Source organism: Pseudomonas fluorescens, from assembly GCF_001623525.1.
GTDB lineage: Bacteria > Pseudomonadota > Gammaproteobacteria > Pseudomonadales > Pseudomonadaceae > Aquipseudomonas > Aquipseudomonas fluorescens_Q.
On sequence record NZ_CP015225.1, the window covers coordinates 1,299,362 to 1,313,922 of the forward strand.

The window sequence follows — 14,561 nt, forward strand, 5'->3', positions numbered from 1 at the left end:
GTTACTGGCCGGCACCCTCGCCAGAGGCCCTCATCCTGAACACCAGCGCCTTCAGGCCACACGCCATGTCGGCATCTGGAAACTCCGGAGGATTCGCCAGCCGCTGTTCGAACACCAGGCCCGGTGCTTCGCGGGTGACGCCGTCGATGAGGAAGTCCGGGCCGGTGGCCGGGTCGTTGCTGCAGGCCAGGACCGTGCCGTCGGCGGTCAGCAGTTCCGGCAGGCGGCGCAGGACGCGCTGGTAATCCTTGGTCAGCAGGAAACTGCCTTTCTGGAAGGTGGGCGGGTCGATGATCACCAGGTCATACGGCCCGCTGTTGATCACCTTGCCCCAGGACTTGAACAAATCGTGGCCGAGGAAACTCACCTGGCCCAGGTCATGGCCGTTCAGGCGATGGTTGTCGCGGCCACGACTCAGGGCCGCACGGGACATGTCCAGGTTGACCACGTGCCGCGCACCGCCGGCGATGGCCGCCACTGAAAAGCCGCAGGTGTAGGCGAACAGGTTCAACACTCGCTTGCCGTTGGCATTGGCCCGCACCCAGTCGCGGCCATAACGCATGTCGAGGAACAGGCCGTTGTTCTGCTTCTTGCCCAGATCGATCCGGTAACGCAGGCCGCCTTCGGTCAGGGTCCATTCGTCAATGGGCTCGCCCACCAGCCATTGGGTGAGGCTTTGCGGCAGGTAGCGGTGCTGTACGGCCAGCGTATGGGCCTTGCTGTGTTGCCAGGCCGGCGACGTAGCGAGCGCCAGCAGTGTCGCGATCAAATCGTCCAGGTGCGTGGGTTCTGGCTCCTTGAACAGCGAGACCAGAACCACCCCTTGCAACCAGTCGACAGTGATTTGCTCCAGGCCCGGCCAGCAGCGCCCGCGGCCATGGAACAGGCGCCGGGTTTCTTCTGGCGCCGACTCCAGGGCGGTCAGCAAATGGGCGTGAAGGGTTTGAAGGGCTTCAGGGGTCATCGCAAAGGCCAGCAATTCGAAGGGCCGGCATTCTAACCACCCGTGACCCTTGTGGCGAGGGAGCTTGCTCCCGCTGGGGGGCGTAGCAGCCCCCATCCCAGAGTGTGTAAAAACAGATAAAACATCGTCGGCACGTAGTGCCGACAGGTGTTGGCCAACTGATTAAAACCTGAAGCGCTCTTGTCGCTCCAATCGCCCCCTACAAGCACTAGCAAGGCTCCATAGCTTGATTAACGAGGCAAAAAAGCAGGCTTTCAGCCCACCAGTGCTTTCATCAGACCCTGCGCACCAAGGATTTTCATCACCCTTTTCCAATTGTAAGCGAGCACATTCAAGCTCATTTCGGTGCTCACCCCAGCCAGCCGCCGTGTCAGAAAATGCGCCGTTCCCATCCAGTGTTTCAGCGTCCCGAAGGGATGCTCGACCGTTCGCTTGCGGATGCTCACCATCTGCGGCGCATTGTTCAGGCGGGCCTGCATTTCCTCCAGTACCGCCTCATGTTCCCAGCGCCGAATCTTTCGCTCTCTGGCCGGTGTGCATTGCGCCTTTATTGAGCAGGCTCGGCAGTTGGAGCTCCAGTAAACGTCCAGCTTCTTGCCCTTGTCGACGTAAAAGTTACGCCAGATCAGCACTTGCTGGGCGGGGCAGATGTACACATCGTTGTCCGCGTCGTAAACAAACTCATCATTGCCGAAGCGGCCATCGAATTTGGCCCGCGAACTCAGCGTTTTTGGCACATAAGCCGTGATCCCTGCCTCGTGACAGGCCAGGATTTCTCCGCTTTTGTAATACCCTCGGTCCGCCACCACCGACAACGATTCGATTTGCATCGCCTCACGGGCCTGCTGGGCCATCGAGCTAAGCTGGTCACGGTCGTGACCGACATTGGTCACCTCGTGCGCGACGATCAGATGGTGTTTGGTATCGACTGCTGTCTGCACGTTGTAACCCACGATGCCATTACCGCTCGTCATCATCATCGAGCGCGCGTCCGGGTCGGTCAGCGAGATCTGTTTGTCCGGCGAGGCTTCAAGCTGTATTTCAATCTCCTGGAGCACCTTCATCTGCTCCTTCAATTTGGCGATTTTCTCCTCCAGACCGCCTTTGGGCCCTGAAGACGTGGGCTCTTCCCGATCAGCCTCATCCAGCGCCTTCAGATAACGGGCAATGCTTGATTCGATCTCTTGCATTCGGCGCTTCAGCTTGGCGCTGGTGAAATTACGGTCGCGGTGGTTCACCGCTTTGAATTTACTGCCATCGATGGCAACGAAATGTTCCGAGAAGAGCCCCAGTTGTTGACACAGCACGACGAACTGCCGACAAACGCCTCGAATGGCCTTTGCGTTGTCTTTGCGGAAGTTGGCGATGGTCTTGAAATCCGGCATCAGGCGACCGGTCAGCCACATCAGCTCGACGTTGCGCTGCGCCTCGCGCTCAAGGCGCCGGCTTGATTGGATACGGTTGAGATAGCCGTAGATGTAGATCTTCAGCATGACTGCCGGGTGGTAAGCCGGCCGGCCCGTTTCAGCGGGGACAGCGCTTTCAAAACCCAAGTTGATCAGGTCGAGTTCATCCACGAAGACATCGACAACGCGCACCGGATTGGTGTCGCTGACGTAATCGTCCAAGCTCTCGGGGAGCAAGGTAGTTTGACCTCGGTGTTCACCTTGGATGAAGCGTTTCATGGGCAGCCCTTGCGATGAAGTCCTGGAGGAATCATAGCAAGGGTTGGCTTCGGGGTTTTTACACACTCTGATCCGTAGCCGGCCCAATCAACAGTGTGAGCGCTTCGCACTCAAGCGGGAGCAAGCTCCCTCGCCACGGGGGCCGTGTCTAACTGCCGCTGGTCGCAAGGATACTGGCAACCTGTTGCGGCTGGCAGTTGAGGTACGCCGAACGCTTGAGCCAACTGGGGTCCGGGTACCAGGAAAACATGAATTGACCGCCCTTGAGCTTGTCGATCACCTGGCGTGCCACCTGGGGGCGTACGGCAGGGCAACCCTGGCTGCGCCCGATGCGGCCCTGGCGCACGCTCCACAACGGGTTCACGTAGTCGGCGGCATGGATCACGATGGCCCGATCACGGGCCAGGTCATTGAAACCCGGCTCCAGGCCGTCCATGCGCAGCGAATAGCCGTGGGTGCCCTGGTAGCTTTCCTGGGTGCGAAACAGGCCCAGGCTGGATTGGTAGCTGCCCAGGCGATTGGAGAATTGCGTCGCGAAGTTTTCCCCGGATTTTTGCCCGTGGGCCACCAGGTCACGCAATACCAGCTTCTTTTGACGCAGGTCGAAGATCCACAGGCGACGGGCCGTGGAGGGTTGCGAGTAGTCGATGACCGCCAGGTGGCGGGCCTGGCTGGCACCATTGGCGACCGCGCATTGCATGGCGCTCAGGGCACTTTTGAGCGCCAGGGGATTGAGTTCCGGCGCTGCGTGGGCGAGGCTGTTGTAGAGCGTTTGCGAATTCGTCTTCTTTTCGGCCAGTGCCGGGCTGCAAATGACGCCCAGGCCCAGCATGACCAGGCAGAGTCGGCGCAAAAAGCCCTGTACAGGCGAAGCGTTTCCAGCGTGGTGTTCGTTCGCGGCATCCCGTCCGATTTCGTTTGTTTGCATGATGGCGGGTCGTACCTGTCGCAAAATTCACCGTCAACGAGACGGCCATGGAGTGGAGTAAAGCAGTTGTTCAAAAAGTCCGCATGTTACCTGAGCCTTTTATTGCTCACTGCGCCATTGGTCGCCACAGCCGAAGACAGCGATCCGGCGCTCGTGCAGACCACACTGGCGCAATTGGCGGTCGCGTGCCCGGACGTCGCGGTGGGCGTCGACTTTCCGACGCAGCTCGATTTGCAAGCGTTCTATCAGCAAAACGCAGGCCAGGAAGTCTGGTCGGACGACGAACGACGGGGGGCGTTGCAGGTCCAGTTGCAACAACTGGCCGACGACGGTCTCGATCCCGCGCGCTATGGCTTGCCGGTCGAGGGGGCGACCCAAGGCCCTCATTGTGCCGACATCGCCATCAGCCGGCGCTACCTGCAAGCCTTGCATGACCTGCGTTTCGGCTACCTGCCTCAAGACCGGCTGGAACCGGTGTGGAAGGCCAATCCACCGCCACAGGACCATCCGGCCGTGGTGTTGGCCATCGCCGGGCTGGGCCTGCGGAACCTGGCCGACGCTTTTGAACAGGCACGGCCGAACCTGGACCTCTACCGCAACCTGCGCGGCCTCTATGCCCGGCTGCGACAACAGCCTTTAGCCGAATGGCAAGCGGTGCCGGGCGGGCCGTTGCTGCAACCGGACAAACAGGACGCCCGCGTACCCGCCCTGGCCCAACGACTGTTCAACGAGGGTTACCTGAGTACGCCGCCGCAGTTGAGCGACGAGCACTACAGCCCCATGCTGGTGGAGGCGATGAAGAGCTTCCAGGCCCAGCATTCGTTGCAGGCCGATGGGGTGGTGGGGCCGTGGACCGTCACCGAGCTGAACATCAGCCCGGCCATGCGTCGCGAGCAGCTGCGCATCAACCTGGAACGCATGCGCTGGCTGGCCCAGGACGTGGAGGCCGACAGTGTCCTGGTCAACGTGGCAGCGGCGCAGTTGACGGTCTACCAGGGCGGCGCCCCGGTGTGGCAAACCCGCACCCAGGTGGGCCGTGCGCAACGGCAGACGCCGTTGCTCAAATCCCACGTCACCCGACTGACACTCAACCCGACCTGGACCATTCCGCCGACCATCATGCGCGAAGACAAACTGCCCGAGATCCGCCGCGATCCGGAGTTTCTCAGCCGCCACAACCTGCGGATTCTCGATGGTGATGGCCTGCCATTGCTGGCGGAAGATATCGACTGGGAGCACCCGGGCAACCTCATGTTGCGCCAGGATCCAGGCCCGAAGAACCCGTTGGGCAAAATGGCGATTCGTTTTCCCAACCCGTTTTCGGTGTACCTGCATGACACACCGAGCCAGGCACTGTTCAGCAAAGGCCCGCGAGCCTTCAGTTCAGGCTGCGTGCGGATCGAGCAAGTGATGCGCCTGCGCGACTTGCTGGTAAGCCCGGCCGAACGCGCCCGCACTGAGACGTTGCTGGCCAGTGAGTCGACCCACGAGTTCAGGCTAGCCCGGCCCGTGCCGATCCTGCTGGGCTACTGGACAGCACAAGCGGACAGCCAGGGCCAGGCGGTGTACGTTCCGGATATCTACGGGCGTGACGCGACACTGTCGGCCGCCCGTGGTCGCGCGCTCTGAGTTCAGGCGCATGCGGTCGCGGGGGCATGGGTGGTTTCGTCGAGCGTTGCGAACAAGCGCTGGCCGATAATGCCGGCGGCCTGCAGATGTTGTTGCGGATCGGCGGTTTCCGAGTCGAGCAAACGTTGGGAACTCACCACCCGGGCGCCGCAATAATCGAAAATGCCATGGTCGATCTGCGTGGTCATGGCCTCACCATAGCCGTGGCGCTGGAAGCTGTCGGCATCGGCGCCGCCGACCCCCACCAGATGGACCTGCAAGTGCTGCAGTTTCTGGATGAAGGGCTTGTCGAGGCTGAAGTCGAATGCCCAGCCGTTGGAAAACACCCGGTCGATCCAGCCCTTGAGCAGCGCCGGCATGGACCACCAGTAAATCGGATAAACCAGCACCAGCGTATCGGCACGGTCGATTCTGGCTTGCTCGGCCAGCACATCCGTCGGCGGCAAGGCTTCGCGGTGGTGCACGGCATGGTCGGCAAAGCTGAAACGCGGATCGAAGCCTTCGGCGGCCAGGTCGGCGATCTCGAACGTATCGGCGGGGTTGGCGCGGGTGATGCCTTCGGCGATTTTTCCGGCCAGGCTGTGGGTGAGGGAGCGCGGATCGTGGTGAGCCACAACGATGAGTGCATGCATGGCGAAACTCCTTCTGGTCACGAGGTCTTGATGACAGGTATGCTTAAGTTACGCTTAGTAAGTTACGGTTGGTAAAGTTAGCATGTCAAGCACTGACGAACATTCGCACGCGTCACCTCGTCGTCGTTTATCCCGGCATGACCGGCAGCGCCAATTGCTGGATGTCGCCTGGCGCCTGGTACGCGAGGAGGGCAGCGAAGCCCTGACGCTGGCGCGGCTGGCGGACCAGGCAGGGGTGACCAAGCCCATCGTCTACGACCACTTCATCACCCGGTCCGGCTTGCTGGCGGCGCTGTACCAGGATTTCGACGCCCGCCAGACCGCGTTGATGGACGCGGCCCTGGACGCCAGCGACGCGACCCTGCAAAGCCGGGCGGCGGTGATTGCTTCTTCCTACGTCGAGTGCGTGCTGTTGCAGGGCCGAGAGATTCCCGGGGTGATCGCAGCGTTGACCAGTTCGCCGGAGCTGGAACGCATCAAGCGCGAATACGAGGGTATTTTCCTCGACAAGTGCCGCGCGGTGCTGGAGCCGTTCGCCGGCACGAAGGGCATCACCCAGGCCGGTTTGCGGGCGATGCTGGGAGCGGCGGAAGCATTGTCCAATGCCGCCGCCATTGGGGAAATCAGCGCTGGCGAAGCGAAGGAAGAGTTGCTGGTCAGCATCGTTGCGCTGGTGGAAAGGACCGCCAACTTCCCTTCAAACTGACCCACCGCTTTCGCGAGCAAGCCCGCTCCCACAGGAAGTCCGTGCTGAGCCCCAGCTCCGCAACCACCACGAACCCCATGTGGGAGCAACTGTCTTGGATGGTTTATTCAGCCTCTTTGCCAACTGACCGACGGATATCGAGAGCAAGCCCCTCTTGAGGGCTTGCTGCACTTTTATGAAGCCGCAGGCAAGGTGATCGCACCATCGCAAGGCAGTTGGCGGTGCTTGCGAAACGGCGGCAGGCTGCGGTGACTGAACCGGCGTCTTCGCGGGCAGGCCCGCTCTCACGGGGGATTGGCGATGAATGCACGACCGTGAATAGGGGCTGGATGAGGTTTGGCACGCTCGCTGCAAGAGGCTATCCAGGCCCACCGTGAACACAGTCGAGTGGGCAGCCCCGTCGGTCAACGAAGATCGAGCGCCAGCAGGCCGGGGGACATCGGTAGGTCAGGGCGCAGTCGCCGGGCCGATACCGCACAGAACAGGCAAAGACGCCTGGAACCGCAAGGTTTCAGGCGTCTTTTTTTTGCTTTCAAAATCGTGATGGGCTTTTGTCGGGTGCTTTTTATGAATTCCAACGTTGCTTCTCTGAACAAGCTGCAAACGCTGATCGTGATCGGCAATGGCATGGTCGGCCATCACTGCGTCGAGCAATTGATCGAGCGCGGTGCCCTCAATCATTACCGTGTGCATGTGTTCAGCGAAGAGCCGATGCGTGCCTACGACCGCGTGCACCTGTCCGAGTACTTCTCGGGCCGCGATGCCGAGTCCCTGGCCCTTGGCGAAGCGTCGTTGTACCAGACCCCCGGCATCACGTTGCACCTGGGTGTGCCTGTGCTGGAAATCGACCGTGACGCCCATCAGGTCGTTACCGCCCATGATCGCCTTCACTACGACAAACTGGTGCTCGCCACCGGTTCCTACCCGTTCGTGCCACCGATTGAAGGTGCCGAAGGCGATTCGTGCCTGGTCTATCGCACCCTGGAAGACTTGGACGCGATCCGCGCTGCCGCCAGCAATGCCCGTCGTGGCGTGGTGGTCGGTGGCGGCCTGCTCGGCCTGGAAGCGGCCAACGCTCTCAAGACCCTGGGCCTGGAGGCCCACGTGGTGGAATTCGCCCCCCGACTGATGCCGGTGCAATTGGATCCCCAGGGCGGCTTGGCCCTCAAGGCCCGTATCGAGAAGCTGGGCGTCGGCGTGCACCTGTCCAAGGGCACCCAGTCCATCAGCGCCGGTGAGCAGTACCGGTATCGGATGAATTTCGGCGACGACGATTTCCTGGAAACCGACCTCATCGTGTTTTCCGCCGGCATCCGTGCCCAGGATGCCCTGGCACGCCAGAGCGACCTGCAGATCGGCCCGCGCGGTGGCGTGGTGATCGACGACCATTGCCAGAGCAGCGACCCAGACATCTACGCCATCGGCGAATGCGCGGCCTGGAACGGCAGCATTTTCGGCCTGGTCGCCCCGGGCTACCAGATGGCCCGCAATGTCGCGGCCCGGCTGTGCGGCGAAAGCGCTGACGCCTTCACCGGGGCCGACATGTCCACCAAGCTCAAGTTGCTGGGTGTGGACGTTGGCTCCATCGGCGACGCCCATGGCAACACCCCGGGGTCGCGCAGCTTCCAATTCATCGACGAAACCAGCGCCAGCTACCGGCGGCTGGTGGTGGACGCCGCCGGCAAGCGCGTGATCGGCGCGGTGCTGGTGGGCGACAACAGCTACTACGACACCTTGCTGCAATACATGCAGAACGGTATCGCCTTGCCCAAGGACGCTGCCAGCCTGATCCTGCCCTCGTCCGAAGGCGCCCCGACCCTGGGCCCGGCGGCGCTGCCGGAAACCGCCACGATTTGCTCGTGCCATAACGTCACCAAAGGCTCGATCTGCTCGGCCATCGACGGCGGCTGCACTGATCTGGGCCAGCTCAAATGCGACACCAAGGCCGGTACCGGGTGTGGTGGTTGCGCGGCCCTGGTCAAGCAAGTGTTCGAGCATGAGTTGACTGCCCGCGGCGTCAGCGTCGACAAGAGCCTGTGCGAACACTTCGCCTACACCCGCCAGGAGTTGTATGCGTTGGTGCGGGTGGAAGGCATCATCAGCTTCGAAGAGCTGCTGGCCAAGCACGGTCGTGGTCACACCGGTTGCGACCTGTGCAAACCGGCGGTGGGTTCGATCCTGGCGTCGTGCTGGAACCAGCCGATCATGGACCCGTCCCTGGTGCCGTTGCAGGACACCAATGACACCTTTATGGCGAACATGCAGAAAAACGGCACCTACTCGGTGGTGCCGCGTATCGCCGGTGGGGAAATCACCGCCGACAAGCTGATCGCCATCGGCGTGGTCGCCAAGAAATATGACCTCTACACCAAGATCACTGGCGGCCAGCGCATCGACCTGTTCGGCGCCCAGTTGCACCAGTTGCCGGACATCTGGGCCGAGCTGATCGAAGCCGGTTTCGAAACCGGGCATGCCTACGGCAAATCCACGCGCACGGTGAAATCCTGCGTGGGCAGCACCTGGTGCCGCTACGGCGTGCAGGACAGCGTGCAGATGGCCCTGACCCTCGAGGATCGCTACAAAGGCCTGCGCTCGCCGCACAAGCTCAAGTTCGCGGTGTCCGGTTGCACTCGTGAATGCGCCGAGGCCCAGAGCAAGGACGTCGGCGTGATCGCCACCGAGAAGGGCTGGAACCTCTACGTGGCCGGCAACGGTGGCATGCGCCCGCGTCACGCCGAGCTGTTCGCCACGGACCTGGATGATGCCACGCTGATCCGCTACATCGACCGTTTCCTGATGTTCTACATCCGCACTGCCGACAAGTTGCAACGGACCTCGGTCTGGCGCGAAAGCCTGGAAGGCGGCCTGGACTACCTCAAGGAGGTGATCATCGACGACAGCCTCGGCCTGGGCGCCGAACTCGAGGCGCAGATGCAACTGGTGGTCGACCGTTACGAATGCGAATGGGCCAATGCCCTCAAGGATCCGGACAAACTCAAGCGTTTCCGCACCTTCGTCAACGACGGGCGCGGCGATCCGGATGTTCACTTTGTCAGGGAACGCGGCCAGCGCCGGCCGGTTCACGCCCACGAACTCCACCTGATTCCCGTTACCGAGGAGGTGCTCTGATGAGCCAGTCAAACGTCGTTCGTATTCCTGTCCGTGATGTCGCTCAAGAACCGCTGCAATGGCGTGCCCTGTGCAGCCGTGACGACCTGGTCCCCAACTCAGGCGTGGTCGCCTGGCATGACGGCAGCCAAGTGGCGCTGCTGTACCTGCCCGAGCATCAGGACAAGCCGCTGTACGCCATCGACAACCGTGATCCCAAGTCCGGCGCGAATGTCATCGGCCGTGGTTTGCTGGGCAGCATCAAGGGCGACCTGGTGATTGCCTCGCCGATGTACAAACAGCATTTCCGCCTGGAAGATGGCCATTGCCTGGAATACCCGGAACAGCGCCTGCGGGTCTGGCCGGTGCGCCTCAATGGCGACGTGGTCGAGATCGGCGAAGACTGACCCGCTTCTGTGGCGAGGGAGCTTGCTCCCGCTCGGGTGCGCAGCGCCCGCAAGATCCTGGGGCCGCTGCGCAGCCCAGCGGGAGCAAGCTCCCTCGCCACAAGGGGTTCTCAAGCGAACGTATCAGGTAAGCTGCTAGGGGAATAATCAATGAAAACCGCCGCTCAACTGGTGAGACTCAAAAGCGTGCAGCACCAGCAGGTCCACAGCATCGCTCCGGAACAGACGGTGCTCGAAGCACTGCAAATCATGGCCGAGAAAAACGTCGGCGCGTTGCCGGTGATCGAAGACGGGCAAGTGGTGGGCGTGTTCAGCGAGCGCGATTACGCGCGCAAGATGGTGCTCAAGGGGCGGTCGTCGGTGGGTACGACGGTTCGCACCATTATGAGTGCCCCCGTGGTCACCGCCGACAGCCAGCAAAGCATCGATCGCTGCATGGAAGTCATGACCGACAGCCACCTGCGGCACTTGCCGGTGCTGGATAACGGGCAGTTGATCGGCCTGCTGTCCATTGGCGACCTGGTGAAAGAGGCGATTGTCGAACAGGCGGATTTGATCCGGCAGTTGGAGCACTACATCCGCGGGCACTGAGCCCGCAAGCTCGCATTTGTGGCGAGGGGATTTATCCCCGCTGGGCTGCGATATAGGTAGTCCGTTCCTTGCTCCCCCATACTGATACTCGCTGGAGTCCGGTTGTCGCGAGGAAGGAACATGCACCTGCGAGCTACGAATAGGGCTGCAACGCATTTCGATGATTACTGCTTCACCTTCGAGCCCAGCAGGTGCGCTTGCGCCCTCTAACGAACACTCAGGGAAAGCCGGGCACGGCTCTCTATATCGCCTTCGCTGGACGCAAGCATGCATGTTCCTGCATGTACTTTAGCGTCTGTGGAGGTGTGCAATGCAAACGCTCTTGTCTCAGAAATTCACTGCTTATATCGGAATTGATTGGGCCGATACCAAACATGACGTCTGCTTGCAGGTTGCTGGGCAAGCCCAGCGGTGCTTCTCGGTCATCCGACACAACCCCGAAGCTATTGATCAATGGGCTCATGCGCTGTATCAGCGTTATGGCGGTCCTATCGCCATTGCCGTGGAGTTAGACAAAGGACCGTTGATAGCGGCCCTGCAAAAATATGATTTTTTTTGTTTGTTCCCAATCAACCCCGCCACCTTAGCCAAGCAGCGTAAGGCCTTTGTTCCCAGCGGTGCGAAGGACGATCCGAGCGATGCCCAGTGGGCACTTGAGCTATTGCTCAAGCATCCCGACAGATTTCCCCTGCAGGAGAAACAAAGTCCTGCCATACGCTCTCTGGCTAGCTTGACTGAACATCGGAGAACCTTGGTTGATGAGCGGGTAAGAACCAGTAATCGGTTGGTTTGCATGCTCAAGCAGTACTATCCGTTGGCGCTGGAGTTGTTCCACGACCATGACACACAGGTGTTTTGTGATTTCCTGGAGCGCTGGTCGACGTTGGAAACACTTAAACGTGCTCGGCCTACAAGCGTTTTGAAGTTTCTTAACGCGCACAATGTTCGCCATGCAGAACTCAATCAGCAGCGCCTGGCCTTGATCCTCAAGGCCACGCCGCTGACAGAGGATCCGGGGATTGTTACCCCTTCAGCGCTGTATGTGCGGACCCTGGCATCGCAACTGAGTGGGATGCTGGTGGCGATCAAGCAGTTTGATGCGGCGATCGAAGAAACGGCCAATACCCTGGCCGATTACAGCCTCTTCAAATCCTTGCCTGGAGCCGGGCAACAGCTTGCACCACGGCTAATGGTAGCTTTTGGTGAGCAACGTGATCGCTTCAAGGATGCTGGTGCTATGCAGCGATATGCCGGGATCGCTCCGGTTACCGAGCGCAGTGGCAAGAAGAAAATCGTTCGCTGGCGCTATCAATGTTCAACCTTTTTGCGCCAGACATTTGTCGAGTGGGCTGCCCACAGCATCAATCAATCGGTATGGGCAGGGGCGTACTATCGCCAGCAGAAGGCCAAAGGCTGCTCTCATCAAGCAGCCCTGAGGGCACTGGCTTTTAAATGGATCAGGATCGTTTATCGGTGCTGGAATGCTGGATCCCAGTATGACGAGAGCGTCTATTTACAAGCCTTGGCCCGCCACGACTCGCCTTTGATAAGAGCACCGGAGGCAACGAAAGCATGTTGACGGAAGAGCTCAGGGCGTGAAGCAGTCCCAAAAAAAGCACAGTCGACTCAATGCTTGGGTGATAAAAAGGGGGGCTGCTGCGCAGCCCAACGGGGATAAATCCCCTCGCCACAAGGTTGTGTCCGACTTCAGTACCTATAAGCTTCACCCCAGCATCAACAACTGCCGAATCAGGTTCGGCGTGCTACCGGTCCAGCGCTTGAACGAACGACGGAAGTTCGCCGTGTCGTTGAAGCGCAAGTACTGCGCCACTTCTTCATTGCTGAACCCTTTGACCTGATACAGGTACAGCGCCACATGGGTGTGCACCCGATCCACCTGTTGCTGGAATCCGGTGTGGTGCTTGTGCAGCTTGCGCTTGAGGGTTGCCGGGCTCATGGCGAAGGCCTGGGCGGTCTGTTCCAGGCTGAGCGTCTGCTGCACATGAGCGTGCAGGTAGTCGTAGATACAATCCAGAAAGCTTGAAGCGAAGCCCAGTTGATCAAGCTGTTCCCGGGCTTCGATCCGCGCCACCTGGCCGGCGGTGGCTGAAACGTTGGGCCAGGGCTGGGCGAGGCAGTGGCGGGGCAGGCGCATCAGGTCCAGGGGGCGGTCGAACTGGGTGTGCTCACCCAGGTGCACCCAATATTGCTCGACGTAACGCGGTTCGCTGTGGCGAAAGCTGCATTGCCAGGGCAGGCGTTCGCCGCTGAGCCAGGTGCTCATCGCCACCATCGAGGTCATACTCGCCTCCAGTACGAAGCGCCATTGTTCATCGGCGCCGCAGCTGTCAAGCCAATGGAGGTAGGCATAGTGCTCGTCCAACAGCAGCCTCGGGGCGGCCAACGGGCTGAGCAGCGCCTGCTGGTCGATCAGGGTTTGCAGGGCTTGATGCAGATTTTGCGCGTGGCGCAAGGCGTGGCTCGCAGGCCCGTAGTGGCCCGGCAACAGCCGCTGGCCGAACAGGAAACTGCTGTCGCTGGCATCCAGCAGGCGCCGGCTGTTGTCGATCAGGCCGAGGAACTGCTGCGGGCTGATACGGCTCTGGCCGGCGAGGATATCGTCGTGAAACAACCCGGTGCCGCGCAGCAGGCGATGGCTGTCGATGTCCCGCGACAGCGCCAGGTCGATCAGCGCGGCAGGCTGATAGTGCCCCGGAATGAAGCGGCTGTCGGTTTCGTACCAGCACGTCTTGAGCGTCATGCGCTTTTCGCCAATGTGGTCCGGGACTGGGCCAGCGCCAGGTTCAGGCGTTTGAGCAAGGCTTCGGGGGACTCGTCGAACGCCATCACCACCGCCGTGCTGGCGACCAGTTGCAACCGTTCGCTGTGTTGCCGGGTCTTGTGGGCCAGGCTGCGCACCGCAATTTCCAGCTCCAGGGCCAAGCGCCGGGCCTGGCTCTCGCCTGTATCGGGCAGCAGCACCACGAAGCGATCACCGGCCAGGCGGCATAGCAGATCCTGGCGCCGCAGGTTCAATACCAGCAACTGGCTGACGGCCTGAAGCACCGCGTCGCCTTCGCTGTGGCCGAAGCGCTGGTTGATGGCGGTGAAGTTGTCAAGGTCCAGGGCTAGCAGCGACAAGGGTTGCTGGCGGCGTCGACTGTCTTCCAGGCTGGCGGACAGTTCGTGCTTGAGAAAGTCGGCGCCTCCCAGCGGCGTGAGTTTGTCGAACAGGCGATGCTCACGGAACAGCCGCTCGCGCTTCTCCATCTGCCCGTTGATCGCCAGTTGCTCCCGGTGCCAGTGATAGATGCCGAGGGTCAACAGGATCATGCCCACCGGCATCGGCCCGGATTCGAGCCAGTGATCCCAGGTGATGCTGTCGGGCAAGCGGATGAATTCGTCGAGGCTGTCGATCCACCAGGAAAAGAAGATGCAGCCCAGGCCCAGGATCAGGTAATTAGTGACCCGGCCGGTCGGGCGGCTTTTCAACACCAGCCCCAACCAGACCAGCGCCAGCAGCGCTGAGCCACCTTCGCCGAGGATGTCCAGCCAGACCCATTCGGCGACGGGTTTGAGTTCGCCACTGGCCAAGTGCAGGATCAACCCGACATTGGCCGCCAGCAGGAGCAGGGCGAGTTTGAGGCAGTGCGGGCGCAGCACGGAGAACATGGCCGGAATCCTTTGCCAGAAGCGGAATGCGGCCCAGCACAGCAGATGAATGTGACAGTGCGGTGACGGCGGGTGATGGGGTGGGGGAGGTCGAATCAGCTCATCGGTCATCTGGTTTTTTTGCGACAACACTGCCCCTGTGGCGAGGGAGCTTGCTCCCGCTCGACTGCGCAGCAGGCGCAGATGGTCTGTCTATCAGGACCGTGGCGCCTGGTTGTGGGGGCGCTGCGCACCCCAGC

The 14,561-nt window shown here is 61.1% G+C and carries 12 protein-coding genes; 6 read left to right on the plus strand and 6 right to left on the minus strand.

What is annotated here, in order from left to right; translation table 11 throughout:
* Position 1 precedes the first annotated feature (1 nt).
* The 3 genes from TK06_RS05575 to TK06_RS05585 all read right to left on the minus strand — a co-directional run bounded on the left by TK06_RS05575 (position 2) and on the right by TK06_RS05585 (position 3,481).
* Entirely contained in the window at positions 2-964 is a 963-nt protein-coding gene (locus TK06_RS05575) for a class I SAM-dependent methyltransferase (protein ID WP_063321197.1), read from the minus strand.
* A 254-nt stretch (positions 965-1,218) separates the two neighbouring features.
* Entirely contained in the window at positions 1,219-2,649 is a 1,431-nt protein-coding gene (locus TK06_RS05580; RefSeq protein ID WP_063321198.1) for an IS1182 family transposase, read from the minus strand.
* Positions 2,650-2,797: 148 nt separating this feature from the next.
* Complete coding sequence (locus TK06_RS05585) at positions 2,798-3,481, minus strand: murein L,D-transpeptidase catalytic domain family protein (RefSeq protein WP_063325073.1); 684 nt, start codon at positions 3,479-3,481, stop codon at positions 2,798-2,800.
* Between the two features lie 162 nt (positions 3,482-3,643).
* On the opposite strand from TK06_RS05585, the gene TK06_RS05590 reads away from it, so the two are divergent.
* Positions 3,644-5,206: a L,D-transpeptidase family protein gene (locus TK06_RS05590; protein ID WP_063321199.1), complete on the plus strand. Its 1,563-nt coding sequence runs from the start codon at positions 3,644-3,646 to the stop codon at positions 5,204-5,206.
* 2 nt (positions 5,207-5,208) lie between these two features.
* Here TK06_RS05590 and TK06_RS05595 read toward each other — a convergent pair whose 3' ends face one another.
* Positions 5,209-5,838 (minus strand): NAD(P)H-dependent oxidoreductase, encoded by a 630-nt coding sequence (locus TK06_RS05595; RefSeq protein WP_063321200.1) that lies wholly within the window; start codon positions 5,836-5,838, stop codon positions 5,209-5,211.
* Between the two features lie 82 nt (positions 5,839-5,920).
* Between TK06_RS05595 and TK06_RS05600 the strand changes: the two genes are divergently transcribed.
* From TK06_RS05600 to TK06_RS05620, 5 genes are all read left to right on the plus strand, one after another.
* Positions 5,921-6,544 carry a TetR/AcrR family transcriptional regulator gene (locus tag TK06_RS05600; protein WP_063321201.1) on the plus strand — a complete coding sequence of 208 codons (624 nt, stop codon included), beginning with the start codon at positions 5,921-5,923 and terminating at the stop codon, positions 6,542-6,544.
* A gap of 567 nt (positions 6,545-7,111) precedes the next feature.
* Positions 7,112-9,673: a nitrite reductase large subunit NirB gene (nirB, locus tag TK06_RS05605; protein ID WP_063321202.1), complete on the plus strand. Its 2,562-nt coding sequence runs from the start codon at positions 7,112-7,114 to the stop codon at positions 9,671-9,673.
* Entirely contained in the window at positions 9,673-10,059 is a 387-nt protein-coding gene (nirD, locus tag TK06_RS05610) for a nitrite reductase small subunit NirD (protein WP_063321203.1), read from the plus strand. Before nirB ends, nirD begins: the two co-directional genes overlap by 1 nt.
* A 150-nt stretch (positions 10,060-10,209) precedes the next feature.
* Positions 10,210-10,650 (plus strand): CBS domain-containing protein, encoded by a 441-nt coding sequence (locus TK06_RS05615; protein ID WP_063321204.1) that lies wholly within the window; start codon positions 10,210-10,212, stop codon positions 10,648-10,650.
* A gap of 310 nt (positions 10,651-10,960) precedes the next feature.
* Positions 10,961-12,229: an IS110 family transposase gene (locus TK06_RS05620; RefSeq protein ID WP_063321205.1), complete on the plus strand. Its 1,269-nt coding sequence runs from the start codon at positions 10,961-10,963 to the stop codon at positions 12,227-12,229.
* Positions 12,230-12,373: 144 nt separating this feature from the next.
* Here the strand turns inward: TK06_RS05620 and TK06_RS05625 are convergent, their stop codons facing one another.
* Both TK06_RS05625 and TK06_RS05630 read right to left on the minus strand, forming a co-directional pair.
* Positions 12,374-13,411 carry an AraC family transcriptional regulator gene (locus TK06_RS05625; protein WP_063321206.1) on the minus strand — a complete coding sequence of 346 codons (1,038 nt, stop codon included), beginning with the start codon at positions 13,409-13,411 and terminating at the stop codon, positions 12,374-12,376.
* Positions 13,408-14,322 (minus strand): GGDEF domain-containing protein, encoded by a 915-nt coding sequence (locus tag TK06_RS05630; protein ID WP_063321207.1) that lies wholly within the window; start codon positions 14,320-14,322, stop codon positions 13,408-13,410. The genes TK06_RS05625 and TK06_RS05630 overlap by 4 nt, the downstream gene beginning before the upstream one ends.
* Between the last annotated feature and the right edge of the window lie 239 nt (positions 14,323-14,561).

Excerpts from the sequence above, each read along its gene's own strand:
- TK06_RS05575 (WP_063321197.1), bottom strand. The coding sequence starts at position 964 with ATGACCCCTGAAGCCCTTCAAACCCTTCACGCCCATTTGCTGACCGCC.
- TK06_RS05580 (WP_063321198.1), bottom strand. The coding sequence starts at position 2,649 with ATGAAACGCTTCATCCAAGGTGAACACCGAGGTCAAACTACCTTGCTC.
- TK06_RS05585 (WP_063325073.1), bottom strand. The coding sequence starts at position 3,481 with ATGCTGGGCCTGGGCGTCATTTGCAGCCCGGCACTGGCCGAAAAGAAG.
- TK06_RS05595 (WP_063321200.1), bottom strand. The coding sequence starts at position 5,838 with ATGCATGCACTCATCGTTGTGGCTCACCACGATCCGCGCTCCCTCACC.
- TK06_RS05600 (WP_063321201.1), top strand. The coding sequence starts at position 5,921 with ATGTCAAGCACTGACGAACATTCGCACGCGTCACCTCGTCGTCGTTTA.
- nirB (WP_063321202.1), top strand. The coding sequence starts at position 7,112 with ATGAATTCCAACGTTGCTTCTCTGAACAAGCTGCAAACGCTGATCGTG.
- nirD (WP_063321203.1), top strand. The coding sequence starts at position 9,673 with ATGAGCCAGTCAAACGTCGTTCGTATTCCTGTCCGTGATGTCGCTCAA.
- TK06_RS05615 (WP_063321204.1), top strand. The coding sequence starts at position 10,210 with ATGAAAACCGCCGCTCAACTGGTGAGACTCAAAAGCGTGCAGCACCAG.
- TK06_RS05620 (WP_063321205.1), top strand. The coding sequence starts at position 10,961 with ATGCAAACGCTCTTGTCTCAGAAATTCACTGCTTATATCGGAATTGAT.
- TK06_RS05625 (WP_063321206.1), bottom strand. The coding sequence starts at position 13,411 with ATGACGCTCAAGACGTGCTGGTACGAAACCGACAGCCGCTTCATTCCG.
- TK06_RS05630 (WP_063321207.1), bottom strand. The coding sequence starts at position 14,322 with ATGTTCTCCGTGCTGCGCCCGCACTGCCTCAAACTCGCCCTGCTCCTG.